We start from the raw sequence: 22,551 nt of genomic DNA, 5'->3' as shown, positions 1-22,551 counted from the left end.
AAAAAACACTTATCTGCGCTCTCCTTGCTTCAGGTCAATCCAACCAAGTCTTTCTTACGTATAAACTGGTGATTCTGTCAACTTTCGCTATGCTGACAATAAGATCTCGTCAATAAGGAGTCACTCATGATTAAGAAGGTAGTGAGTTTAACATTTGTCGTGGCCAGCCTATTTTTCGCACATGCCGCTGTGGCGAATCAAGAAGGCCAAAAACTGGCGCAGGAACTAGCCTGCACGGCTTGTCACGGGGTCGATAATAAGATTGTCGGTCCGGCATATAAAGATGTTGCGGAAAAATATGCCGATGACCCTGAGGCAATGGCAAAAATTAAGGACAGCATCAAAAATGGCGGCGTCGGTAAATGGGGTCAGGTACCCATGCCTGCTCAACCCCAGCTGACCGATGAACAGGTCACTATTCTGGCCGAATGGATTCTTGGTCTTAAATAAGCCCCAGTCGTCGAGCCCTGCATGGCGTTGGTCGCGAAGCTGGCCAACGCCTCTGTCCTCCAGTTATAGTGGAGCTATTCACTTAACAGGAGGCGAGCATGAAATCCTCATTACTTACTTTTACCCTGGCAACCGGACTGGCACTCACCAGTTCTTTTGCTGCTGCCGCGGACCGTATTACCGGGCATCACTTTGCTACCCGCTCTGAAGTTATGGCGCCCGATGCCATGGCGGCCACCAGCCAGCCGTTAGCCACGCAAGTGGCACTCGACATTATGCAACAAGGCGGCAATGCCATTGATGCCGCGATTGCCGCGAATGCTGTCCTGGGTCTGGTAGAACCTACCGGCAACGGCATCGGTGGTGATCTGTTTGCCATCGTCTGGGACGCTGAAACCGAACAACTTTATGGCTTGAATGCCTCAGGCCGCTCGCCACAAAGCTTGAGCCTTGCCTATTTTCAGGACAACGGCTTCGACAGTATTCCGGCGCGTGGCGTATTGCCTCTGTCAGTGCCTGGTGCCGTCGATGGCTGGTTCGAGCTGCATGAGAAGTTCGGCCAATTGCCGATGGAACAAGTGCTAGCCCCTGCCATCGCATATGCCCGCAAAGGCTTTCCCGTGACCGAAGTGATTGCCTACTATTTTGAGCGCAATGCCGCAGTACTGGCCGACCAACCTGGCTTTGCCAAGGTGTTTATGGCGGACGGCCAGCCTCCGCAAAAAGGCGAACGCTTTAAGAACCCGGATCTCGCCAATACCTTAGAAAAAATTGCCAAAGGCGGCCGTGACGTCTTCTATCGCGGCGAAATTGCGCGCACCATCGGCGACTTCGTCGCTGAGCACGGCGGCTTTTTATCCTACGATGACCTGGCGCAGCATACCTCGACTTGGGTGGAACCGGTTTCCAGCAATTACCGTGGTTACGACCTGTGGGAACTGCCGCCGAATACTCAGGGTATTGCCGCGCAGCAAATTCTCAATATTCTTGAGAACTTTGACCTGGCCGCGATGGGTTACGATAGTCCGGAGTACATTCATCATTTTGTCGAAGCCAAGAAACTGGCCTTTGAGGATCGGGCCAAATATTACGCCGACCCTGAATTCGCTGCGGCACCGGTCGAGGGACTGTTAGATAAGGGCTATGCCAAACAGCGCGCGCAGTTGATTGATCCAGAGCAAGCTGCGGATGCATATGAGCCGGGTAACCCACCGACAGAAGGCGACACTATCTATCTGACCACAGCCGATCAACAAGGCAATATGGTCTCGCTGATCCAGAGTAATTACCGTGGTATGGGGTCAGGCGTGACACCGGATGGACTTGGCTTCGTATTACAAAATCGCGGCGAATTATTTGCGCTGGAAGAAGGCCATGCCAATGTTTACGCACCAGCAAAGCGTCCCTTCCATACCATTATTCCGGCGTTCGTCACCAAAGACGGTAAGCCGGTCATGAGTTATGGCGTAATGGGCGGCGCCACACAACCACAGATGCACGCTCAGATTCTGATCAATATGATTGATTTTGGTATGAACCTGCAAGAGGCAGGCGACGCGCCACGGATTTTGCATACCGGCTCGAGTCAGCCCACCGGCGAGCAGATGACCGATGGCGGCGTCGTGAGCCTTGAAAACGGCTTCTCGAAGCATACCCGGCGCGAGTTAATCAAAATGGGACATACCCTGCAAGAAGCTGTCGGCCCTTATGGTGGCTATCAGGCCATCTGGAAAGACCATAAGGAAAATGTTTATTACGGGGCCTCAGAGAGCCGTAAGGACGGACACGCCGCCGGATTTTAATCCGTTGGCGTGATTGCCTCGTATCTCCTTCAAAAGGAGGTTCATGTGCGCTGGATCGTCATCACTATTATTGTTCTCGCTATTGCCATCGGGGTGAGCTCATGTAGCTCCCCCGGTCGCTTTGCTGACCGTAACCCTTATGTCACGCCCAAAGACACCAATGCCATCGACTTTTTTGTCATGCGCTGGTTTGGTGAAGATAAGTGGGCCGACCAGGCTGCTGAGCTGGCGGCCAATCCTAACCTGGTGCCGATGACAGATCTTGCTCTGCAACGCTTACTTGTACCTGCTGAGCAACCACAGCTGACCTGGTTAGGGCACGCGACCTTTTTGCTGCAATATCGCGGTATGAACGTGCTGACGGATCCTATTCTCAGTGAGCGCGCCTCACCACTAAGTTTTACCGGCCCCAAACGTCTCACGCCCGCCCCTTTAACGGTAGCTGAACTGCCGCCTATCGATGTGGTGATTATCAGTCATAATCATTACGACCATCTTGATCAGGAAACCATTCTCAAACTTGGTAATCAGGTGGACTACTTCGTACCTCTTGGCCTGACCGAATGGTTTGTTGAACAAGGCATCAGCGCCCAACGGGTACATGAATTTGACTGGTGGGACGCACGCAGCTTCAACACATTACAGGCAACAGCAACGCCCAGCCAGCACTGGTCGGCGCGCAGCCTGTTCGATAAAAACGATACGCTGTGGACCAGCTGGCACCTGCGTATTGGTGATTGGGAGGTTTGGTTCGCCGGAGACAGCGGCTATAACCCCTATCAATTCAAAGAAATTGGTCAGCGCTTTCCGGACATTGACGATGCTTTGATCCCGATCGGTGCCTATTTGCCACGCTGGTTCATGAAACCACAACACGTGAACCCCGAAGAAGCAGTGCTGATGCACCTTGATCTTGGCGCCAAACGTTCTTACGCCATGCACTGGGGCACCTTTCAGCTCGCCGCCGAAAGTCTGCGTGAAACCCGCAAAGACTTTGAACGCGCCCGCGAAGGACACCACGTCAGTGAGGATGCCTTTCCGTTAATCCCGATCGGGGTGACAATTACAGATGATAAAAAATAAGCGCAAAGACCTGACTGTCACGCACCTAGTTGAGGCGATTTTTTCGATGAAACTGAACGTAAAAACTAACTCTACATCTGTGACTTAACACGTTAAGCTAGGGCTATTCAACTAACGCATTGAGGACTTCATGGATCTCGTCATTAGCGCACTTGTAGCAAGTTTCCTTACCGGTTCACTCACCGCGGTGGGCGCGTTGCCGATTTTATTCGGGCGTAAAACCTCAGAGCCATTTAATGACACTTTGTTAGGCTTCGCTGCAGGTGTGATGCTGGCTGCGTCGTTCTTTTCACTGATTATCCCCTCAATTGATATCTCTACCGAGCTCTACGGCGTGGGCCCCATACCCGCTCTGATTGCGGTTGTCGGAATTTTATTGGGTGCCTTGGCGATCTATGCTATGGACCGCCTCATCCCCCATCGCCACTTTATCTCCGGGCATGAAGGGCGAGTTTCAGATAAAGTGGCTGGCGTATGGCTTTTTGTATTCGCCATTGCGATTCATAACTTTCCCGAGGGTCTTGCCGTCGGCGTGGCCTACGGCAGCGGCCAGTCCGACTCAGCGTTCTCACTGGCCTTAGGTATTGGTCTGCAGAATATGCCGGAAGGGTTAGCGGTTGCAGTGGGACTAGTCGCGGTTGGCTACAGCCATATGAAAAGCTTTCTGGTCGCTGCACTGACTGGTCTTATTGAGCCGCTTGGCGGCCTGGTCGGCGGTATTTTTGTTAATCTTTCGCAAGTTCTCTTACCTTGGGGGCTGGTTTTCGCTGCAGGTGCTATGCTGTTTGTCATCAGTCACGAGATCATTCCGGAAACCCATCGTCGCGGCCATCATCATCGCGCGACGGCTGGCCTCATGGTAGGTTTGGTGGTTATGTTATTCCTTGACGTGTGGTTAGCAGCATGACAACAGTTGCATTTATTGGCTATGGCGATATCGCCGAGCGCACCAGTCTGGCGCTGAGTTTTGCGGGTTTTACTGAGATGCGCGGGCTGTGCCGTCATCCACAGGAGAAATCCAGTCCGATCCATATTGAGTTGGTTGCTGGCGACGCCACCAATGCCAGCGATCTGGAACAGTTCATCGACGCCAGTGTTGACGTCATCGTCATCACACTGACACCCAACCGTTCCAAGGATGATGCCTATTTTAATGGCTATGTGCTGCCGTGCAGGCTATTGCAGCACCATTTGCATAGCAGCGGGCTTAATCCGCGCATTCTGTATGTTTCGAGCACCGGCGTTTACGATGCGTGCGACGGTGAATGGATTGATGAAACGACCGTCGCTGACCCAGGCGATCATCAGGGCAAGATGCTGCTGCAGGCAGAAGAAGTGATTCGCAGCGCCGCCGATACAGTCTCAGTTTTGCGCTGTTCAGGTATTTACGGTCCGAACCGTTCGCGATTGGCTGAACTGCTTATATCGGGTGAAGCTACCATTACGCCGGCATGGACCAACCGTATTCATGCAGATGACGTGGCTGGCTTTCTCAGTTACCTGATCCAGCATCCGGAGAAGCAACAACCACTGTTTCTGGTGTCTGATGATGAGCCTTTAAAGCAGGAAGAAGCCTATGGACGTTTAGCGAATCGTTTGGGGGTAGACTTGCAGACGTTAGCGCGTTCAGATGAGATTGGCCGCCGGGGTAGTAAGCGCATTGATAACCGCCTGCTTAAAGCAAGCGGCTATCAGTTGCTGCATCCTACCTATGAACCTCGTTAGCTGTTCTTTTTAAAGTTCAGCATGCGCTGTAACGGCTTCATAGCGCGCTCAGCGAGTTGCGGGTCAACATGAATCTCATGGCTTGCACCACCGTGTTCCAAGGCCTCTGCGATAGCCACAAGGCCGTTCATTGCCATCCACGGACAGTGCGCGCAGCTGCGACAGGTGGCGCCACTGCCAGCGGTCGGTGCCTCGATAAAATGTTTCTCCGGCGATAGCTGCTGCATCTTATAGAAGATGCCACGGTCGGTTGCCACAATGAAGGTTTCATTCGGCAGTTCCTGGCTGGCTTTAATCAACTGCGAGGTCGAACCTACCGCATCGGCCATTTCGACAACCTGCGCCGGTGACTCAGGATGCACCAAAATGGCAGCTTCCGGATAAACCCGTTTTAAATCTTCAAGCGCCTTGGTTTTAAACTCGTCATGCACCACGCAGGCGCCCTGCCACATAATCATGTCAGCGCCCGTCTGCTTCTGAATGTAGTTCCCCAGGTGCTTATCGGGCCCCCACAGAATTTTCTCGCCGTTGGCATCCAGGTGGTCAACAATGTCCAGCGCAATGCTTGAGGTCACGACCCAGTCGGCACGGGCTTTCACGGCCGCTGAAGTATTGGCATAGACGACAACAGTGCGATCGGGGTGTTCATCACAAAAAGCTGAGAACTCTTCGATAGGGCAGCCGATATCCAGCGAACAGGTCGCTTCAAGCGTCGGCATGAGTACAGTTTTGTTTGGCGTAAGAATTTTCGCCGTCTCGCCCATAAATTTGACGCCGGCAACAATCAGCGTATCCGCTTCATGATTGGCACCAAAACGCGCCATTTCCAGCGAGTCAGACACACATCCACCGGTCGCTTCAGCCAATGCCTGAATTTCCGGGTCCGTATAATAATGCGCGACCAAAACCGCGTTCTTTTCTTTCAGCAACTGCTCAATGCGCGCTATATAAGCGGCGCGCTCGGGCTCGCTCAGCGGCTTGGGTTTGGCTGGAAACGCATAATCAAGGTTATCGATCACGCGCGCCTGAATCTCTTCAGTGATATTCATCGTACTACGTCACCACATGCAGTTAAGTTGGTATAAGTATACTGGAAAATCGAACTGGGGTAAAAAACGTGGTGGGTCGTGCAGGATTCGAACCTGCGACCAATTGATTAAAAGTCAACTGCTCTACCAACTGAGCTAACGACCCACGATAAAACTGAGGGGATGATGAGAAGATTGGTGGGTCGTGCAGGATTCGAACCTGCGACCAATTGATTAAAAGTCAACTGCTCTACCAACTGAGCTAACGACCCAATCTCATCGGTTGCTGCTTATCAGCGGCAACGGCGGCATAGTTTACTTAAAATGCCGCTCGTTGCAACTGCAATTTGCAGATATACGGTTCGTTTGCTCAATTTGCGAACACATCCCGTAAAAACTTACACGGTGTTTACAAGTTTGCCAGGCGCTTTTCGGCAAGACCGGCAGGTGTACTGTTCGGATACTCGTTAATGACTTTCTCAAAATAGCTACGCGCGAGCTGCTTTTCGCCTTGCTGTTGCGCAACAATACCTAATTTGAGAATGCTGTCACCGCGCTTATTACTGTCGGGATAGCGTTCAACCACGGCACTGAATTCACTTTTCGCTTCATCATACTTACCTTCAGCGTAAAGCAACTGTCCCAGCCAGTAGTGTGCGTTCGGCACGTAGGTTGAATCAGGGTATTGTTCGATAAAGCTACGGAATTCAGGAATCGCCGCATCATAGCGACGATCTTCCATGACCAGGCGAATGGCTTTGTCGTAAGCATCATTCTCACTGAGGTTAGAGGAGTAACCGACCGCCGACCCAGCTTCCGGGCTAGCCTGCGGAGTTGCTTGTTGCTGCGCCGTCGTCACCGGAGTGGCACTCAGACGGCGATCAATTTCCTGATAAATTTCACGTTGCCGCTGCAAAATCTGCTCGAGCTGATAGGCATGCTCTTCAGTCTTACCGCGCAAGTCGGCGACCTCGTCTTGCAACGTTGCCATCTGATCAAGCAGCGCCATTTGCGCGGCATTGCGCGCGTCCATGACGCGCTCAAGCTGCTCCAGACGCTCTTCGACACTGCCACTACCAAGTTTCGATACCGGTGCCTGTGCAAACACGACACCGGGAATCAAAAAGGCTAGCACTAGAGTTAGTTTTTGCATGGGCTTAACCGTATATCGCTGCATTTAACCGTTATTAATAAACCAGAACGGCACGACGGTTTTTCGCGTACGCAGTCGGAGTTGACGCGTTCACTAATGGCTTCTCTTCGCCGTAAGAAACCGTCGCGATTTGGCTTGCGCTGACACCCAGGTTCTGCAGGTATTGCGCAACGGCTTTCGCACGACGCTCACCCAAAGCGATATTGTACTCAGGCGTACCGCGCTCGTCTGCATGGCCTTCAATGGTAAGGGTTACATTCGGGTTCTGGACTAAGAACTCAGCGTGATCTGCCAGCATACCTGCGTAGTCAGAGCTCACACGTGAGTCATCAAATGCGAAGTAAACAATATTTTCCTGACGCAGAGTTTCCATTTTTTCTGCACGAACTTCTTCTGGAGTCTTGGTACGCTCAGCTGCGTCCACTTCAACTCCTGTACCTTCCTGCTGCTGTTGTTGCTGCTGGTTGGTCTGCTGACCAGCTGCGTCGTCGGCACCCGGGCTCGTGGTACACGCTGCCAATGTCATCATTGGTACAGCGATAAGCAGGCTCTTAAGTAACTGATTTGCGTTCATGTCCGCGATCCTTAGTTCAAAGTTTTCTAATTTTAGGGTTCAAATTAACGTAAAAATGGTGACCATGCTGGTGATTTAACTTCACCCTCACGGGCTGGCAAACGAGCCTTAAAGCGCCCATCCACCGAAACCAAAGCCAACACTTGCTGGTTATTGTGCGTGGTGCTGTAAATCACCATGCTTCCATTTGGCGCAAGGCTTGGTGACTCATCCAATGAAGTCTGAGTCAGAATTTGCATTGCACCACTTGGGTAATCTTGCTTGGCAATATGATAGTTGCCTTGCGTGCGATTTACCATGACTACCTGCTGGCCATCAGGCGTATAAGTACCACCGAGGTTCTGCTCGCCCTCAAAGGTTAACCGACGCACCTGACCTGAATCTAAATTTACGCTATATAATTGCGGTCTGCCACCCCTTTCTGAGGTGAAGATCAGCGATTTCCCGTCCGGTGACCAGCTGGGTTCGGTATCGATCGCATGGTGGCGGGTAACGCGTGTCACCTGCTTGGTTGCGACATTCATAGTATAGAGTTCAGGGTTGCCATCTTTTGACAATACCATTGCCAGTGTTTTCCCGTCCGGAGCCCAGACCGGGCTACTATTGATACCCGGGAAAGAGGTCATTTTTTCACGACGGGTTGTGTAAATGTCCTGTACGAAAATTTCCGGACGTTTGTTCTCGAAGCTTACATAGGCCAGCTTATTACCATCGGGAGACCACGACGGGGACATTAACGGCTCTGGGCTACGCAGCAGCACTTTCTCGTCATAACCATCGTAATCAGCAACAACCAGTTCGTAAGGCTTTTCGTTGTCATGGTTGACCGTGACATAGGCAATGCGGGTCATAAAGGCCCCCCGTTGACCGGTCATGGTTTCGTAAAATACATCCGAAATACGATGCGCGTATTGACGAAACTGATCACCATTAATCACGCTGCGACGCGCATCCAGAATATGATCCTGAGCACTTACTAACTCACCGCCGCGCAGCATCCGCGAGCCGCTGGTGATTTGTCCACGCAGTACATCGACAATCTGAAAGGATACGGTATAGCGGTCAACAGCATACGGCTCTATGGTACCTACCAGCAACGCCTCAATACCAAGACTTGCCCAGCTCGGGTAATCAATTTCCTCTTCTGTACTCGGCATTTGCGGCATGGCGTTGACCGGTACCGGATTAAATTTTCCGCTACGCATTAAGTCCGCCGCAATCACCTGGGTTAACCCCTCGGGCGCCGGGCCATCACCTAACCAGCGAAACGGCACCACGGCAATGGGTCGGGCGCTGTCGATACCGTCGGTAATGACAATCTCAAGTGACGCGTTAGCCGGGCGATACATAACCGCCAACAGCACTGTAGTGACCAAAATAAAAGCTAGCTTTTTCATCATATTAATTGTCGTTGCTATTTCGTAAGTTAATTGAATTCCGGCGCAAAGGTTAAGTTAATATCCTTCATCTTTGCGAACACTTCAGGATCTTCCGATACCGGCAGTGTACCTGCTTTTAATACCGCATTCTCGGTTGCTTTACACACGCCCGCATCACCACTGATCCGGTTCACCGAGATAACAAAGCCACTTGGCGCCAGGCGGATATTCACGGTACACGACTTACCCTGCATCGACGGATCAGCAATCAGATTACGCTGAATAGTCGCTTTGATCAGGTTCGTATATTTCCCTAACTCGCTTTGCACCTGACGGCTACGTGCTGCTGCCCGTGCCTGACGTTCCCGTTCCAGCTCTTCTTGCAACTGACGCTCACGCTCGGCGCGCTCACGCGCTTCCTGCTCTTTGCGCTTACGCTCTTCCTCCAGACGCCGCGCTTCTTCTTCACGGCGCTTACGTTCTGCTTCAGCCTTGCGCGCCGCCTCTTCCTCAGCTTTACGCTTTTTCTCCGCTTCGGCTGCTTTACGCTCTGCCTCGCGCTGCTCCTTTAAAGCGGCTTCTTTCTCGCGCGCCAGGCGCTCACGCTCAGCCCGTTGCTCAGCTTCAAGCTCGCGCTGACGTTGTTGTTCAGCCTCGCGCTGACGTTTTGCTTCTGCCGCGCGCCGCTCTAACTCGGCAATTTCATCCTTACGCTGCTGCTCTGCGGCGCGAATGGCTTCCAGTTGTTGTTCAACTTTCGCTTTATCGACGGTCGCGGCTTGCACAATTTCTTCTTCCGGCATGACCTCTTCAGACAGCGGCGCGTCGAGCTGAACTTCCATCGCCTCTGGTACGCTGGGCGAAAATTTAGAGCCCGCAAATAAAATCACCACAATGCCCAGGTGCAGCGCAACTGAAAGCAGCAGGGGTATCGTTAATTCACTGGGCCATGTAAACTTACCTATCTTCACATGTGCCTCACTTAAGTGTTGGTATCTTCGGTCATCAAGCCCACTGACTCAATGCCTAACTGCTGTAAAAGTACCATCAGCTGGACTACCTGATTGTAAGAAACGCCCTCATCGCCATTGACCATAAAGCGCGTCTGCGGATCATTAATCAGCTGCGCCTGGATTCGTGCGGCTAATGTTTCCAGCGCCAGCGGCTCGTTTGGGTCGCCCACATTATTAATGGAATTAATAAAGTACTGACCGTCACGGTTCACCGACACTATGACGGGCGGCTTACTCTCTTTATCCAGAGGTTCGGCCTGCGCATTTGGCAAGTCCACCTGCACGCCCTGAGTAATTAACGGCGCTGTCACCATAAAAATAATTAGCAATACCAACATCACGTCGATGTAGGGTACGACGTTGATCTCGGAAACCGGCTTACGCCGTTTGCGATTCGACGTCAGCATCATCATGAGGCAGTACTCGCAGCTTTCTGTTGCGCGCCCTGACGCTGTAAAATTGCCAGCAACTCATCCATAAAGTTCAGGTACTGGTTATCAACTTTCTCCACCCGGTTGGCAAAACGATTGTAGGCAATGACCGCCGGAATCGCGGCAAACAGGCCCATCGCAGTAGCAATCAAGGCCTCGGCAATACCGGGCGCGACCATCGCAAGTGTTGCCTGTTGCACAGCACCCAGACCAATAAAGGCATTCATAATACCCCAGACCGTGCCGAACAGACCGACATAAGGACTGATAGAGCCTATCGTCGCAAGCCAACTCAGGTTATGTTCCAAGCGATCAACTTCACGGGAGTGCACCACACGCATGGCCCGATAAGAGGCTTCCAGCACTTGCTGCTGAGTTAAGGCAGCATTACTGCGCAGCCGCGCAAACTCTTTGAAGCCCGCGTAAAATAGTTTTTCCATGCCACTGGCGTTTTGCGCGCGGGCACCGATTTCCTGATACAAGCGGGCAAGATCAACGCCCGACCAGAAACGATCTTCAAACGCCGAGGCCTGCTGGCTGGCGGTTTGAATAATTTTCTTGCGCTGAAAAATCATCATCCAGCCCACCACCGAGAACGCAAGCAACAGCAACATGACCAGCTGTACGACAAAACTTGCTTCCAGAATCAACGCTGTGATCGACATATCAGCTTGCACGCTTAAGTACCTCTATTATTTCTGTTGGCATCGGCACCGCCTTAACAGCGTCACCGTCTTCCCCTAAATGAACGCAGGCCGCTTTAATTCGGGCCTGGCATAAAACCGTGCCGTGTTGATCCAGCACTTGTTGTGTAAATTCGACAGATGCGCGTTTCAATCGTTCGACCACAACTGTCACGCGCAGTTCATCATTAAACCGCGCGGGCCGCAATAAATCCATTTGCACCTGCCTGACCACGAAGCCCAGACGATGGCGTAGCCAGGTATCCTGCTCAATGCCATAGGAGCGTAACCATTCCGTACGGGCACGCTCAAGGAATTTGAGATAGTTGGCATAATATACGATACCGCCGGCATCTGTGTCTTCGTAATAGACCCGGATCGGCCAGTTAAAAGGACTTGTATCGGTCATTGCACTAGCTTTCCTTTAATTTTATCAACCTGCAAGCTGCAGCAGCTAAAAGTTTATGTAAATTTTTTGCATGAGTAAAATATAGCCAGACATTTTTTTATTTAAAAAATTTGACCGCCATGTATTAAATCGTTGTATTTACTTATTTATTTTGGTCTTACCAATTTTATAGCGGTGATTTTTTATGCAAAGGTTACAGTTTGATATTAGTTTTTCTTATGTGAAACACAATTTTTCTCGGTTGAAGGCTTGTCCGACCTCCGTATAATGCGCGGCATATCAGTTACGAAGAGACCGGTTGTCACTTCTTCCTGTTATTGTTCCCTGGATTTAACTTCCTTGTTGTTCTGTAGTTTTTAGCCCGCTTCCCTGCGGGCTTTTTTTTATCTGAAATTCAACGACGTTCTTAGTTATTGGATACTGGATATTGGTTGTTTTCTTCGACCAATATCCAGTATCTATTAACTATTATCGCTTTTGCTCTTCTGCAGTCCGAAATGGGTGTAGGCGTGTGGGGTTGCAATACGACCTCGCGGCGTACGCTGCAAAAAGCCCTGCTGAATCAAATAAGGCTCTAACACGTCTTCAATTGTATCTTTCTCTTCACCAATTGCCGCCGCCAGATTGTCCAGCCCTACCGGACCGCCCATAAACTTTTCAATAATGGCCAACAATAGTTTGCGGTCCATGTAATCAAAGCCAGCCTCGTCGACATCGACCATTTTCAGTGCGGCCGCGGCGACAGGTTGATCGATCTTGCCGTCATTACGCACTTCAGCATAGTCACGCACCCGGCGTAACAGGCGATTGGCAATACGCGGCGTGCCGCGCGAACGCCGGGCAATCTCCCGGGCGCCCTGATCATCAAGATTAAGGTTCAGATAGTTCGCAGAGCGCTGAATAATGGTAGTCAGCTCGTCAACATTATAAAACTCAAGGCGCTGGACAATACCAAAGCGATCACGCAGTGGCGAGGTTAACGCGCCAGCACGGGTCGTGGCCCCAATCAGGGTAAAAGGTGGCAAATCCAGTTTAATCGAACGCGCTGCGGGCCCCTCACCAATCATGATATCAAGCTGATAATCTTCCATCGCCGGGTACAGAATTTCTTCGACCACCGGGCTCAGTCGATGAATCTCGTCAATAAACAGCACGTCGTGCGCTTCCAGATTGGTCAGCAACGCGGCCAGATCGCCCGCTTTTTCCAGCACCGGTCCCGAGGTCTGACGAATATTGACCTCAAGCTCATTGGCAACAATATTCGCCAAGGTGGTCTTACCCAGCCCCGGTGGCCCGAAAATCAGCAAGTGATCGAGCGCTTCCTGCCGCTGCCGCGCCGCCTGGATAAAGATCTCCATCTGCTCAACGACATGCTGCTGACCGGTATAGTCAGCTAACTTTTTTGGCCGGATAGCGCGGTCGATGAGTTCATCTTCACCTTGCTGCTGCGGCTGATTTATACGATCCGGTTCAATCATTCGTTAAATGCAACTACGTTGTTAGTTATCAGATATTGGTTATTGGTTAAAGACAACTACGTTGTTAGTTATCAGATATTGGTTATTGGCTTTAAATAACTAATATCTAGTAACCAATAACGCTCTTGCTTTTACATATCTAGTATCTAATAACCAATAACGCATTTGTTTTTACATGTTTTTCAGTGCTGTGCGGATGAGTTCTTCGCTTGATGCACTGGTATTGCCCTTCACCGCCTGTGCTACTGCTTTTTCCGCTTGTGCCGGCTTGTAGCCTAACGCCAGCAATGCGTCCAGCGCGTCGTCTCGTGGCGAACTGGCTGCGAGCGTCGGTTGCAAATCACTGGTATCCATCGGCGCTGCGTCGGTCGCCGGGGTGGCACTGCCCCATTGTTTTAAGCGGTCGCGCATCTCTACCACCAGCCGCTCAGCAGTCTTGCGCCCTACGCCGGGTAGTTTTATCAGACTCGACACGTCATCGTGGGTGACGGCCTGCACGAATTGATGCGCGGTCATGCCCGACATAATGGTCAGGGCTAATTTAGGGCCGACACCTTGTGCTTTGATCAGTTGCCGGAATAACGAACGTTCGGCGAAGGTATTGAAGCCATACAATAATTGCGCGTCCTCGCGCACCACAAAATGGGTGATCACCGTCACCGTCTCACCCACGTCGGACAGCTCATACAGGCAGGTCATGGGCATCTGCACCTCGTAACCAACACCCTGCACGTCAATCATAATTTCTGGCGGCTGCTTGCTTATTAACGTACCCGTTAAACGACCAATCAACGTCCTCTCCTTGCAGCCATTAAGATGGCTTGTTTTCGGTTATGTGCATGACACATCGCAACGGCCAGTGCATCGGCGGCGTCTGCCTGCGGTCGGTGGGTCAGCTTGAGCATGGCAATCACCATATGCTGTACCTGAGCTTTATCGGCGGCGCCGGTGCCCACCACGGCCTGTTTCACCAGACGGGCGGCGTACTCGGCAACCGGCAAACCGGCTTGCGCGGCAGCTACAATCGCGGCGCCGCGCGCCTGACCCAGCTTAAGCGCCGAGTCAGGGTTACGCGCCATAAAAACTTGTTCAATCGCAAACTCGTCCGGCTGGAACTGAGCAATAAGCTCACTTACTCCATCATGAATGACCTTGAGCTTTTCGGCAAGGCTCAACGGTTGTCGCGCGGTTCCGGCAGCATTGATGCAGCCGCTGGCCAGATAGGTAAGCTGATTGCCTTGTTGGCGAATGATACCGTAGCCGGTCATCCGCGACCCTGGGTCGATGCCCAGAATAATAGCCATTAACCAATACGCTCCAGCACGTCATCGGCAATATCTGCATTATGATAGACTTCCTGCACGTCATCGAGCTCTTCCAGAGCATCAATCAGCTTGAGGAATTTCTCGGCGTCATTTTCTTCTAGTTGCGAGCGCGTTTCCGGAATCAGCCCGACCTCGGCATGCGCAGGCTCGAACCCTGCAGCAAGCAGACCATCTTTTACCGCGCCAAAAGTATTCGGCGTGGTGTAGACATCGAAGCTGCCGTCATCGTTGGTGACAATGTCTTCAGCGCCCGCTTCCAGCGCAGCTTCCATAAGACTGTCCTCATCGACCTCTGCAGAGAAGCTCAACACGCCACGTTTGTTGAACAGGTAGGCCACCGAACCATCGGTGCCGAGGTTACCGTCATGTTTACTAAAGGCGTACCGCACCTCAGAAACCGTACGGTTGCGATTGTCGGTCATGGTTTCAACCAGAATTGCCACGCCGCCGGGGCCATAGCCTTCATAACTTAATTCTTCGACGTTATCGCCTTCCAGATCACCACTGCCGCGCTTTACTGCGGTATCAATGGTGTCCTTTTTCATATTGTTCGACAGCGCTTTGTCAATTGCCGCACGTAAGCGTGGGTTGGTATCAGGGTCGCCGCCACCCTGGCGGGCAGCGACCACAATTTCGCGAATGAGACGAGTGAATATTTTGCCGCGCTTAGCGTCCTGCGCGGCTTTGCGATGTTTAATGTTGGCCCATTTGGAATGACCTGCCATTGTGTCGCTCCTCGTTAGTCGTTGTCGTTAGCGTCCTCAGCTACCTTAACCTCAACCCCTAACTCCTGCAATGCACCAGGATTAGCAAGGCCAGGCGCATCGGTTAGCACACAGGCAGCAGTCGTGGTTTTCGGGAAGGCAATCACTTCACGAATCGAGCTGGCACCGACCATTAACATCACCAGGCGATCCAAACCAAACGCCAGACCTGCGTGTGGCGGAGTGCCATACTTCAGCGCTTCCAGCAGGAAGCCAAATTTCTCTTTCGCTTCTTCTTTGCTGATGCCGAGAATTTCAAATACTGCCTGTTGCATGGCATTGTCATGAATACGGACAGAACCGCCACCCACTTCAACACCATTGAGTACCATATCGTAAGCATTCGAGAGGGTTCCCGCAGGGTTTGCTTTTAACTCTTCCGGCGTCACGCCGACCGGCGCTGTGAACGGGTGATGAATTGCAGTTAACTGGCCGTCCTGCTCTTCGAACATCGGGAAGTCGACGACCCATAACGGGCGCCACTCATTACTGACAAAACCATGCTCTTCGCCTACTTTCAGACGCAACGCGCCCATAGCTTCGGCCACCACGGTGGCATTATCAGCACCAAAGAAAATAATATCGCCATCGGCGGCATCGGTGCGCTCCAGAATGGTTTGCAAAGCAGCATCCGGAATGAACTTCAGTACTGGTGACTGCAAACCGTCACGACCTGCGCCAATATCGTTGACCTTCATCCAGGCTAAACCTTTGGCGCCATAAATGCCGACAAAGCTGGTGTACTCGTCGATATTTTTACGTGAAATATCCGCCGCTTTACCTGGCACCTTCAGCGCGGCAACCCGACCTTTGGGGTCGTTCGCAGGACCGGCAAAAACTTTAAACTCAACATCTTTAAGCACATCGGCAACATCAACCAGTTCCAGCGGGTTACGCAGATCGGGTTTATCACTGCCGTAGCGCTGCATAGCCTCGTGCCAGCTCATGCGTGGGAAGTCGCCTAAATCAAGCCCCAGCATTTCATGGAATAACTTACGCACCATCTCTTCGGTGACAGCCATGACCTGCTCGGCGCTCATAAACGAAGTTTCAATATCAATCTGGGTAAATTCAGGCTGACGATCGGCACGTAAATCTTCGTCACGGAAGCATTTGACGATTTGATAGTAACGATCAAAACCCGACATCATCAGCAACTGTTTAAACAGCTGTGGCGACTGTGGTAAGGCAAAAAATTTGCCTTTATACGTACGGCTTGGTACCAGATAATCGCGGGCACCTTCAGGTGTGGCGCGCGTCAGCATAGGCGTTTCGATGTCAAGAAAGCCCGCCTCGTCCATAAAACGACGCACTGCGCTGGTCACCCAGGCGCGGAACTGCAAATTGTGGTTCATATTGGGACGGCGCAAGTCCAGATAGCGGAAGCGTAACCGCGCTTCTTCGCTGACGTGTTGGTTAAAGTCAATTGGCAGCGGCTCTGAACGACTCAGAATCTCGAGCTCATTCGCCATGACTTCAATCTCACCCGTGGCCATGTTGGCATTTACCTGGCTCTCTGGTCGCGCGCGTACCGTGCCTTTCAGGCGGATACAGAACTCCTGACGCAACTTATTGGCAGTATCAAACAACTCAGCCTGGTCCGGATCGAATACCACCTGCACCAGACCGGTACGGTCGCGCATATCGATGAAAATCAAACCGCCGAGGTCCCGACGTTTATTGACCCATCCACACAGGGTCACCTGTTGTTCAACAAGGCTCTTTTCGAGCTGTCCGCAATAATGGCTACGCATGGGAGCTTCCCTACCACAAGTTAGAATTTTACAAAGCGCCACATTATAACGGACTGACAGGAATTGTCAGTAGCGCCACCTCAATAAAAACCTCAAGTTTTGCCCTGCGGTGCGTTAAACTATGCGCAACAGCCATACCTCCTGATGCAAGACTAGGACGTGAAACAGATGAGCAGCTATGACAGTAAGCCCGACGCAATTTTTGCCGAGCCGTTAACGCAGGTCAGTGACTTCGTGTTTGACCAGCGCGTGGTTGAGGTTTTCCCGGACATGATCAATCGTTCGGTACCGGGCTATCAGAGTATTTTGCACGGCATTGGTCAGTTAACCCACCGCTATGCTCAGGCCAACAGCAACCTTTACGATCTCGGTTGCTCACTGGGCGCCGCCACCATGGCCATGCGTCAGAACCTTGGCGACCATAACTCTGTAAACATTATCGCCATTGATAACTCGACCGCCATGGTCGAGCGCTGCCGCCTGCACTTGCAAGGCTTTCGCAGCGCTGTCCCGGTCGAAGTTCGCTGTGCCGACGTACGTGAGACCAGTATCGAACAAGCATCGGTGGTGACCATGAATTTCACCCTGCAGTTCGTACCACAAGAGCAGCGCCGCGACCTGCTGCAACGCATCTACGACGGCCTGCGTCCGGGCGGTGCCTTGCTGCTGGCGGAAAAATTCAAAAGCGAAGACGCGGCCATGGATGAGGTACTCATTGAGTTGCACCACGAATTCAAGCGCGCCAACGGCTACAGCGAGCTGGAAATCAGCCAGAAACGCGCGGCCATTGAAAACGTGATGCGCATCGACAGTCTGGAAACGCACCAGCAACGGCTAGCCGATGTAGGTTTCACATCAACACAGGTATGGTTTCAATGCTACAACTTCGCCGCCCTCATAGCGGTAAAAGACTAAACTACGAGAGCGTTAGTGGATATTAGATATTGGATATTGGTTATTGGATACTGGTTATTGGTTATTGGTTTTCCAATATCTAATAACCAATAACTAATAACGCTTTGGATTTTCTATGGATTTATTTAAAGATGATTTGATTGCGGTGGCGCGGTCGCCCCTGCGCCACTGGCTGACCGACTTGCCACGACAGCTTGAGCAATGGCAACGTGACCAACAACATGGCGAGCTGCCCAAGTGGCTGCGCTGTGTTGCCCAACTGCCGACGCTGCCGCCTGAACAGGTTGATTTAGGTGACACGGTAACGGTTACTAGCAGTGATGTCAGCGACGGAGAGCAAAATCGTATCCGTGGGCTGTTGCAGCAGCTGACACCCTGGCGCAAGGGACCATTTCATTTGCATGGCGTGACCATTGATACCGAGTGGCGTTCTGACTTTAAATGGCAGCGGGTCGCGCCCCATTTGGGCGACCTGACCGGACAGCAGGTGCTGGATGTCGGCTGTGGTAGCGGTTATCACTTATGGCGCATGCTTGAAAGCGGCGCGGATCAGGTCTGGGGGGTTGATCCCGGACAACTGTTTATGGCGCAATTTTTTGCCGTGCGCCACTTTATGTCCGCCGAACTACAGCGTCGCGCCCATCTGTTCCCACTCGGCGTGGAAGACCTGCCCGAGCTGGGTGCTTTCGATACGGTGTTCAGTATGGGTGTACTGTACCACCGCCGCTCGCCGGTTGATTTTCTTACCCAGTTAAAGGCGCAGTTGCGTGAAGGCGGACAGCTGGTGCTGGAAACGCTGGTTGTGGAAGGCGATACGACGACCGTGCTGGTGCCCGGGCAGACGTACGCCAAAATGCGTAACGTCTGGTTTATTCCCAGCACCGCAGCCCTGCTGCATTGGCTTGAGCGCTGTGGCTTCAGCGATGCCCGCGTGGTTGATGAGAACGTAACCACGCTCGATGAGCAGCGCGCCACGCAGTGGATGACGGGCCAGTCACTGGTGGACTTTCTTGATCCTGATGATCACGCTAAAACGCTGGAGGGGTACCCTGCTCCGCGTCGCGCCGTGATTATCGCCAAGCGCTAGGAGTCAGCAGCCATGACAAGCAGTTACCGGCCCCGCACCACGATTGAACAATGGCGTATTTTACAGGCAGTGGTCGATTTTGGTGGCTATGCCCAGGCGGCTCAGGCGCTGAATAAAAGTCAGAGCTCAATGAACCACGCGGTCGCCAAATTACAGGACACGCTCGGTGTGAAGCTGTTGCAAGTGCAAGGCCGCAAGGCTGAGCTGACGGACATTGGCGAGGTGATGTTACGTCGCTCACGGCAGTTAACGGTACTGGTAACTGAACTTGAGCAGTTGGCAGAGAACCTCAAGCAAGGCTGGGAGCCTGAAATTAAACTTGCCATCGAGATGGTGTTTGACCGCAACCTGCTGCTGCCGGTGTTAAAAGAGTTTCAGCTGCATAGCCGCGGCAGCCGGCTGATCATGGAAGACACGGTGCTCACCGGCTCGTTAGAGACCATTATTCATAAACGTGCCGATATTGTAATTACCCATCAGGTGCCAAAAGGTTACGTGGGTGAGCCTATCGCGAATTTTCAGTTGCACCTGGTAGTGAGCAACAACCATCCTCTGGCCCAGCGAAATCAGCCACTGAGCCCTGATGAATTAAGTCAGCACTTGCAAATTGTCATTCGTGATACCGCGCAAAAGCCGCTGGAGCAGCAAGGCTGGCTGCGCGCCGAGCAACGCTGGACCGTGAATAACTTTAATGAAGCGCTGCAGTTGGTGGAGGCCGGTATCGGCTTTTGCTGGTTGCCGCCATTTACCATTCAGCAGTCGACGCAGCTTACCGAGCTTCAGCTCGCCGGGGGTTCACATCGCAGCGGCGCGACCTATCTGGTGTTGCCTAAAGACGAAAAAACCGGGCCTTGCGCCCGGTTGTTATACGATATGTTGGTGAGCGAACTCACCAACTCAGGTCCTTTCAGATAATCAGAGTTTCTCTTGTTTTACCGGCTCGTTCGCATTGATTGCGACGTGCTCAGGATCAGGCTGTCCTGCCAGCGCTTCCCATTTACGGGTTTTCAGTGCCAGTAAGAACACAATCACGCCAACACCGATACCAAACATGGTGATTTGCAGGTACATATCCGGCATAGTTTCTGTATTCTCCGGGTCCAGGTTACCGGCAATCAGACCGGCCATCAGGCTACCAATTGAGTAAGTCAGTACGAAGATACCCATCATCTGGCCGGCCATACGGCGTGGCGACAATTTACTGACCGCACTCAGTGCAACCGGGCTCAAGCAAAGCTCACCGACGGTATGCAGGAAGTACACCGCAACCAGCCAGTTCGGAGACACTTTCATGCCTGATGCTGCCACCTGCGAAGCAAAAAACATAACAATAAAGCCGCTGGCCATAATGATCAGACCTAACGCGCTCTTAAAGCCGTAAGACGGGTTGATCATGCGCTTGGTCAGGTTGACCCACAGTGCCGCGAAGAAAGGCGACAAGGCAATCAGGAAGCCCGAGTTCAGCATCTGGAACCAGGTGGTTGGAATTTCAAAGGAACCAACCATACGATCCGTCAGGTCGCGGGCAAACAGGTTCAGTGACGAGCCGGCCTGCTCAAACCCTGCCCAGAAGCAGATCGAAGCAATACACACCAGGAACAATGCGCCCAGGCGCTTCGCTTCATTTTTGGTTAGGTTGCCGAAGATGAAGATACTGCCGTAATAAACAAAGAAAACAATGGTCGCGGCCAGCGCTACATACTGTGCAATGGCAATCGGATTGATAACAATCGCACCGGTGGTGGCGCCGACAAACACAAAGCCTAAGGCGACTAAAAAGCCAACGATAATGGTCCAGCTCAGCTGACGACCGCGTGGTGACAGTGGTTTTGGCGCTTCGGCACCCACGGTACCCAGTTTAGGAAGGGTGACACGGTACTGCACCAAACCAAAGAACATGCCCACGGCAGCAGCACCAAAGGCCCAGTGCCAACCCACGTTTTCCATCAGGTAACCAGTGACCAGGTAACCAATCAGTGAGCCGATGTTAATACCCATGTAGTAAAGGGTATAACCGGCATCACGGCGGTCATCACCGTCATCATAAAGCTGACCCACCAGCGCGCTGATGTTTGGCTTCAGCATGCCGGTACCCAGAACCACTAAAATCAGGCCCAGGAAGAAGGTCACATCCGAGGGAATCGCCAGTACAATGTGACCACACATGATCACAATACCGCCATACCAGGTCGCGCGCTGACCACCAATCAGACGGTCGGCAATCCAACCACCTGGCAGCCCCATGAAGTAAACCGCGCCGGTGTAGAGGCCGTAAATAGCGGTTGCGGCAGCTACGGTGATCCCCAAACCACCTTCCTGGATAGCTGCGGTCATAAATAGAACAAGTAGCGCGCGCATGCCGTAATAGCTCATGCGCTCCCACATTTCAGTAAAGAACAAGGTCTGTAGTCCGGCCGGTTGACCGAAAAAGCCATTGTCCTGTTGTAAGTTAGTCTTAGGTTCCATACCTATTCGCCTTCACTCGTTATCGTTATAGTGTTTGAAAAACCGTATTACCCTACATATTTCGCGGGAAAAAGGAAATAGAAAGCGACCAAACGCAGGAAGAAAAGGAGGGATGAACCCTCCTTGGGCAAGAATTAAACGACCGATTTGAGCCAGTCTTTCATGGCCGGGCCAAGCTCGGGATGACGCAGGGCGCGTTCAACGAACGCTTGCGCATAGCCGAGTTTGTTACCGCAATCATTGCTCCGACCTTTCATGTAATAGGCATGCACGGCTTGCTGCTCCAGCAACATTGCCATCGCGTCCGTCAACTGAATCTCATTGCCTGCGCCTACCGGAGTGCGTTTAAGCAGTTCCCACAGCTCTGCCGGAAAAACGTAGCGGCCAACCACGGCTAAATCTGAAGGCGCTTTGCCTACTGGCGGCTTCTCGACCAACTGCTTGATCGGCGCTTGCTGACCAGGGGCCAGGTCACTGCCAGCAATATCGGCAATACCGTACTGATCGACTTTATCTGCCGGAACTTTCTCAACCATGACCTGTGCGGTACCGGATTCTCTAAAGTTGCGCACCATCTCCGCCAGATTGTCGCGCTTCATGTCACAGCTGGCACTATCCACCAGCACGTCAGGTAACACTACGGCAAATGGCTGATCATCAATTAAAGGCCGGGCGCATAGCACTGCGTGGCCAAGGCCTTTCGCCACGCCCTGGCGCACATGCATTATGGTCACGCCCGGCGGTGTAATTGCCTGAACTTCGGCCAATAACTGACGCTTCACGCGTTGCTCGAGGGTGGTTTCCAGTTCAAAACTGGTATCAAAATGGTTTTCAATTGAGTTTTTACTCGAGTGAGTCACCAGAATAATATCGGTCAGCCCGGCCGCCGCGCACTCTTCAACAATAAATTGAATGAGTGGGCGGTCGACCAGCGGCAGCATCTCTTTTGGAATCGCCTTGGTCGCGGGTAACATCCGTGTACCGAGCCCGGCAACGGGAATGACGACTTTTTTCACCATGTCATCTTGTCCT

Annotated in this window: 23 protein-coding genes and 2 tRNA genes; 8 read left to right on the top strand and 17 right to left on the bottom strand. The window is 52.2% G+C overall.

Annotated elements, in window-relative coordinates; all coding sequences use genetic code 11:
• The first annotated feature begins 126 nt into the window (after positions 1-126).
• From CWI71_RS05825 to CWI71_RS05805, 5 genes are all read left to right on the top strand, one after another.
• Complete coding sequence (locus CWI71_RS05825; protein ID WP_126754333.1) at positions 127-450, top strand: c-type cytochrome; 324 nt, start codon at positions 127-129, stop codon at positions 448-450.
• 98 nt (positions 451-548) lie between these two features.
• Positions 549-2,252 carry a gamma-glutamyltransferase gene (ggt, locus tag CWI71_RS05820; RefSeq protein ID WP_126754332.1) on the top strand — a complete coding sequence of 568 codons (1,704 nt, stop codon included), beginning with the start codon at positions 549-551 and terminating at the stop codon, positions 2,250-2,252.
• 45 nt (positions 2,253-2,297) lie between these two features.
• Positions 2,298-3,335, top strand: a complete 1,038-nt coding sequence (locus CWI71_RS05815; protein WP_126754331.1) for an MBL fold metallo-hydrolase — start codon at positions 2,298-2,300, stop codon at positions 3,333-3,335.
• A 130-nt stretch (positions 3,336-3,465) separates the two neighbouring features.
• Entirely contained in the window at positions 3,466-4,242 is a 777-nt protein-coding gene (locus CWI71_RS05810; protein ID WP_126754330.1) for a ZIP family metal transporter, read from the top strand.
• Positions 4,239-5,060 carry an NAD(P)H-binding protein gene (locus CWI71_RS05805; RefSeq protein ID WP_126754329.1) on the top strand — a complete coding sequence of 274 codons (822 nt, stop codon included), beginning with the start codon at positions 4,239-4,241 and terminating at the stop codon, positions 5,058-5,060. Before CWI71_RS05810 ends, CWI71_RS05805 begins: the two co-directional genes overlap by 4 nt.
• On the opposite strand, the gene nadA is transcribed toward CWI71_RS05805, so the two are convergent.
• From nadA to aspS, 15 genes are all read right to left on the bottom strand, one after another.
• Entirely contained in the window at positions 5,057-6,109 is a 1,053-nt protein-coding gene (gene nadA / locus CWI71_RS05800) for a quinolinate synthase NadA (protein ID WP_126754328.1), read from the bottom strand. The two genes, CWI71_RS05805 and nadA, sit on opposite strands and share 4 nt — an antisense overlap.
• 69 nt (positions 6,110-6,178) lie before the next feature.
• A tRNA-Lys gene (locus tag CWI71_RS05795) sits at positions 6,179-6,254 on the bottom strand.
• A 30-nt stretch (positions 6,255-6,284) separates the two neighbouring features.
• Positions 6,285-6,360 (bottom strand) — tRNA-Lys (locus CWI71_RS05790).
• Positions 6,361-6,497: 137 nt separating this feature from the next.
• Positions 6,498-7,241, bottom strand: a complete 744-nt coding sequence (gene ybgF, locus CWI71_RS05785; RefSeq protein ID WP_126754327.1) for a tol-pal system protein YbgF — start codon at positions 7,239-7,241, stop codon at positions 6,498-6,500.
• A 34-nt stretch (positions 7,242-7,275) separates the two neighbouring features.
• On the bottom strand, positions 7,276-7,815 hold the full coding sequence (gene pal / locus CWI71_RS05780) for a peptidoglycan-associated lipoprotein Pal (RefSeq protein ID WP_126754326.1): 540 nt from the start codon (positions 7,813-7,815) through the stop codon (positions 7,276-7,278).
• A 44-nt stretch (positions 7,816-7,859) separates the two neighbouring features.
• On the bottom strand, positions 7,860-9,164 hold the full coding sequence (gene tolB / locus CWI71_RS05775) for a Tol-Pal system beta propeller repeat protein TolB (RefSeq protein WP_241967647.1): 1,305 nt from the start codon (positions 9,162-9,164) through the stop codon (positions 7,860-7,862).
• Positions 9,165-9,241: 77 nt separating this feature from the next.
• Positions 9,242-10,165, bottom strand: a complete 924-nt coding sequence (tolA, locus tag CWI71_RS05770) for a cell envelope integrity protein TolA (RefSeq protein WP_241967640.1) — start codon at positions 10,163-10,165, stop codon at positions 9,242-9,244.
• Between the two features lie 11 nt (positions 10,166-10,176).
• Positions 10,177-10,614, bottom strand: coding sequence for a protein TolR (gene tolR, locus CWI71_RS05765; RefSeq protein ID WP_126754413.1), 438 nt, complete (start codon positions 10,612-10,614; stop codon positions 10,177-10,179).
• A gap of 2 nt (positions 10,615-10,616) precedes the next feature.
• Positions 10,617-11,315 (bottom strand): protein TolQ, encoded by a 699-nt coding sequence (gene tolQ / locus CWI71_RS05760; RefSeq protein ID WP_126754324.1) that lies wholly within the window; start codon positions 11,313-11,315, stop codon positions 10,617-10,619.
• Positions 11,305-11,730 carry a tol-pal system-associated acyl-CoA thioesterase gene (gene ybgC, locus CWI71_RS05755; RefSeq protein WP_126754323.1) on the bottom strand — a complete coding sequence of 142 codons (426 nt, stop codon included), beginning with the start codon at positions 11,728-11,730 and terminating at the stop codon, positions 11,305-11,307. The genes tolQ and ybgC overlap by 11 nt, the downstream gene beginning before the upstream one ends.
• A gap of 461 nt (positions 11,731-12,191) precedes the next feature.
• Positions 12,192-13,208: a Holliday junction branch migration DNA helicase RuvB gene (ruvB, locus tag CWI71_RS05750; RefSeq protein ID WP_126754322.1), complete on the bottom strand. Its 1,017-nt coding sequence runs from the start codon at positions 13,206-13,208 to the stop codon at positions 12,192-12,194.
• A gap of 171 nt (positions 13,209-13,379) precedes the next feature.
• Positions 13,380-14,000: a Holliday junction branch migration protein RuvA gene (ruvA, locus tag CWI71_RS05745; protein ID WP_126754321.1), complete on the bottom strand. Its 621-nt coding sequence runs from the start codon at positions 13,998-14,000 to the stop codon at positions 13,380-13,382.
• Positions 13,997-14,512, bottom strand: a complete 516-nt coding sequence (gene ruvC, locus CWI71_RS05740) for a crossover junction endodeoxyribonuclease RuvC (RefSeq protein ID WP_126754320.1) — start codon at positions 14,510-14,512, stop codon at positions 13,997-13,999. The genes ruvA and ruvC overlap by 4 nt, the downstream gene beginning before the upstream one ends.
• The gene (locus tag CWI71_RS05735; protein WP_126754319.1) at positions 14,512-15,258 is read right to left on the bottom strand and encodes a YebC/PmpR family DNA-binding transcriptional regulator; all 747 of its coding nucleotides are present in this window, start codon (positions 15,256-15,258) and stop codon (positions 14,512-14,514) included. Before CWI71_RS05735 ends, ruvC begins: the two co-directional genes overlap by 1 nt.
• 14 nt (positions 15,259-15,272) lie before the next feature.
• The gene (gene aspS / locus CWI71_RS05730) at positions 15,273-17,051 is read right to left on the bottom strand and encodes an aspartate--tRNA ligase (RefSeq protein ID WP_126754318.1); all 1,779 of its coding nucleotides are present in this window, start codon (positions 17,049-17,051) and stop codon (positions 15,273-15,275) included.
• Between the two features lie 168 nt (positions 17,052-17,219).
• Between aspS and cmoA the strand changes: the two genes are divergently transcribed.
• The 3 genes from cmoA (at position 17,220) to CWI71_RS05715 (ending at position 19,968) form a co-directional block, all read left to right on the top strand.
• Positions 17,220-17,966 (top strand): carboxy-S-adenosyl-L-methionine synthase CmoA, encoded by a 747-nt coding sequence (gene cmoA / locus CWI71_RS05725; RefSeq protein ID WP_126754317.1) that lies wholly within the window; start codon positions 17,220-17,222, stop codon positions 17,964-17,966.
• A 115-nt stretch (positions 17,967-18,081) separates the two neighbouring features.
• On the top strand, positions 18,082-19,053 hold the full coding sequence (gene cmoB, locus CWI71_RS05720) for a tRNA 5-methoxyuridine(34)/uridine 5-oxyacetic acid(34) synthase CmoB (protein WP_126754316.1): 972 nt from the start codon (positions 18,082-18,084) through the stop codon (positions 19,051-19,053).
• Positions 19,054-19,065: 12 nt separating this feature from the next.
• On the top strand, positions 19,066-19,968 hold the full coding sequence (locus CWI71_RS05715) for a LysR family transcriptional regulator (RefSeq protein WP_126754315.1): 903 nt from the start codon (positions 19,066-19,068) through the stop codon (positions 19,966-19,968).
• Here CWI71_RS05715 and CWI71_RS05710 read toward each other — a convergent pair whose 3' ends face one another.
• The gene (locus CWI71_RS05710; protein WP_126754314.1) at positions 19,969-21,519 is read right to left on the bottom strand and encodes a peptide MFS transporter; all 1,551 of its coding nucleotides are present in this window, start codon (positions 21,517-21,519) and stop codon (positions 19,969-19,971) included.
• A gap of 134 nt (positions 21,520-21,653) precedes the next feature.
• Positions 21,654-22,538: a UTP--glucose-1-phosphate uridylyltransferase GalU gene (gene galU / locus CWI71_RS05705; protein WP_126754313.1), complete on the bottom strand. Its 885-nt coding sequence runs from the start codon at positions 22,536-22,538 to the stop codon at positions 21,654-21,656.
• Positions 22,539-22,551: the final 13 nt, after the last annotated feature.

Origin of the sequence: Pseudidiomarina insulisalsae (assembly GCF_003987065.1) — a bacterium.
In the GTDB taxonomy this organism is placed as follows: Bacteria; Pseudomonadota; Gammaproteobacteria; order Enterobacterales; family Alteromonadaceae; genus Pseudidiomarina; species Pseudidiomarina insulisalsae.
Note: the sequence above shows the minus strand (reverse complement) of the source record. Positions and strands in the feature narration are given on the sequence as shown.

Excerpts from the sequence above, each read along its gene's own strand:
- ybgF (WP_126754327.1), bottom strand. The coding sequence starts at position 7,241 with ATGCAAAAACTAACTCTAGTGCTAGCCTTTTTGATTCCCGGTGTCGTG.
- cmoB (WP_126754316.1), top strand. The coding sequence starts at position 18,082 with ATGGATTTATTTAAAGATGATTTGATTGCGGTGGCGCGGTCGCCCCTG.
- ruvB (WP_126754322.1), bottom strand. The coding sequence starts at position 13,208 with ATGATTGAACCGGATCGTATAAATCAGCCGCAGCAGCAAGGTGAAGAT.
- CWI71_RS05735 (WP_126754319.1), bottom strand. The coding sequence starts at position 15,258 with ATGGCAGGTCATTCCAAATGGGCCAACATTAAACATCGCAAAGCCGCG.
- ybgC (WP_126754323.1), bottom strand. The coding sequence starts at position 11,730 with ATGACCGATACAAGTCCTTTTAACTGGCCGATCCGGGTCTATTACGAA.
- CWI71_RS05810 (WP_126754330.1), top strand. The coding sequence starts at position 3,466 with ATGGATCTCGTCATTAGCGCACTTGTAGCAAGTTTCCTTACCGGTTCA.
- CWI71_RS05825 (WP_126754333.1), top strand. The coding sequence starts at position 127 with ATGATTAAGAAGGTAGTGAGTTTAACATTTGTCGTGGCCAGCCTATTT.
- ruvC (WP_126754320.1), bottom strand. The coding sequence starts at position 14,512 with ATGGCTATTATTCTGGGCATCGACCCAGGGTCGCGGATGACCGGCTAC.
- cmoA (WP_126754317.1), top strand. The coding sequence starts at position 17,220 with ATGAGCAGCTATGACAGTAAGCCCGACGCAATTTTTGCCGAGCCGTTA.
- CWI71_RS05805 (WP_126754329.1), top strand. The coding sequence starts at position 4,239 with ATGACAACAGTTGCATTTATTGGCTATGGCGATATCGCCGAGCGCACC.
- nadA (WP_126754328.1), bottom strand. The coding sequence starts at position 6,109 with ATGAATATCACTGAAGAGATTCAGGCGCGCGTGATCGATAACCTTGAT.
- tolR (WP_126754413.1), bottom strand. The coding sequence starts at position 10,614 with ATGCTGACGTCGAATCGCAAACGGCGTAAGCCGGTTTCCGAGATCAAC.
- ggt (WP_126754332.1), top strand. The coding sequence starts at position 549 with ATGAAATCCTCATTACTTACTTTTACCCTGGCAACCGGACTGGCACTC.
- pal (WP_126754326.1), bottom strand. The coding sequence starts at position 7,815 with ATGAACGCAAATCAGTTACTTAAGAGCCTGCTTATCGCTGTACCAATG.
- CWI71_RS05710 (WP_126754314.1), bottom strand. The coding sequence starts at position 21,519 with ATGGAACCTAAGACTAACTTACAACAGGACAATGGCTTTTTCGGTCAA.
- CWI71_RS05715 (WP_126754315.1), top strand. The coding sequence starts at position 19,066 with ATGACAAGCAGTTACCGGCCCCGCACCACGATTGAACAATGGCGTATT.
- tolB (WP_241967647.1), bottom strand. The coding sequence starts at position 9,164 with ATGTATCGCCCGGCTAACGCGTCACTTGAGATTGTCATTACCGACGGT.
- galU (WP_126754313.1), bottom strand. The coding sequence starts at position 22,538 with ATGGTGAAAAAAGTCGTCATTCCCGTTGCCGGGCTCGGTACACGGATG.
- aspS (WP_126754318.1), bottom strand. The coding sequence starts at position 17,051 with ATGCGTAGCCATTATTGCGGACAGCTCGAAAAGAGCCTTGTTGAACAA.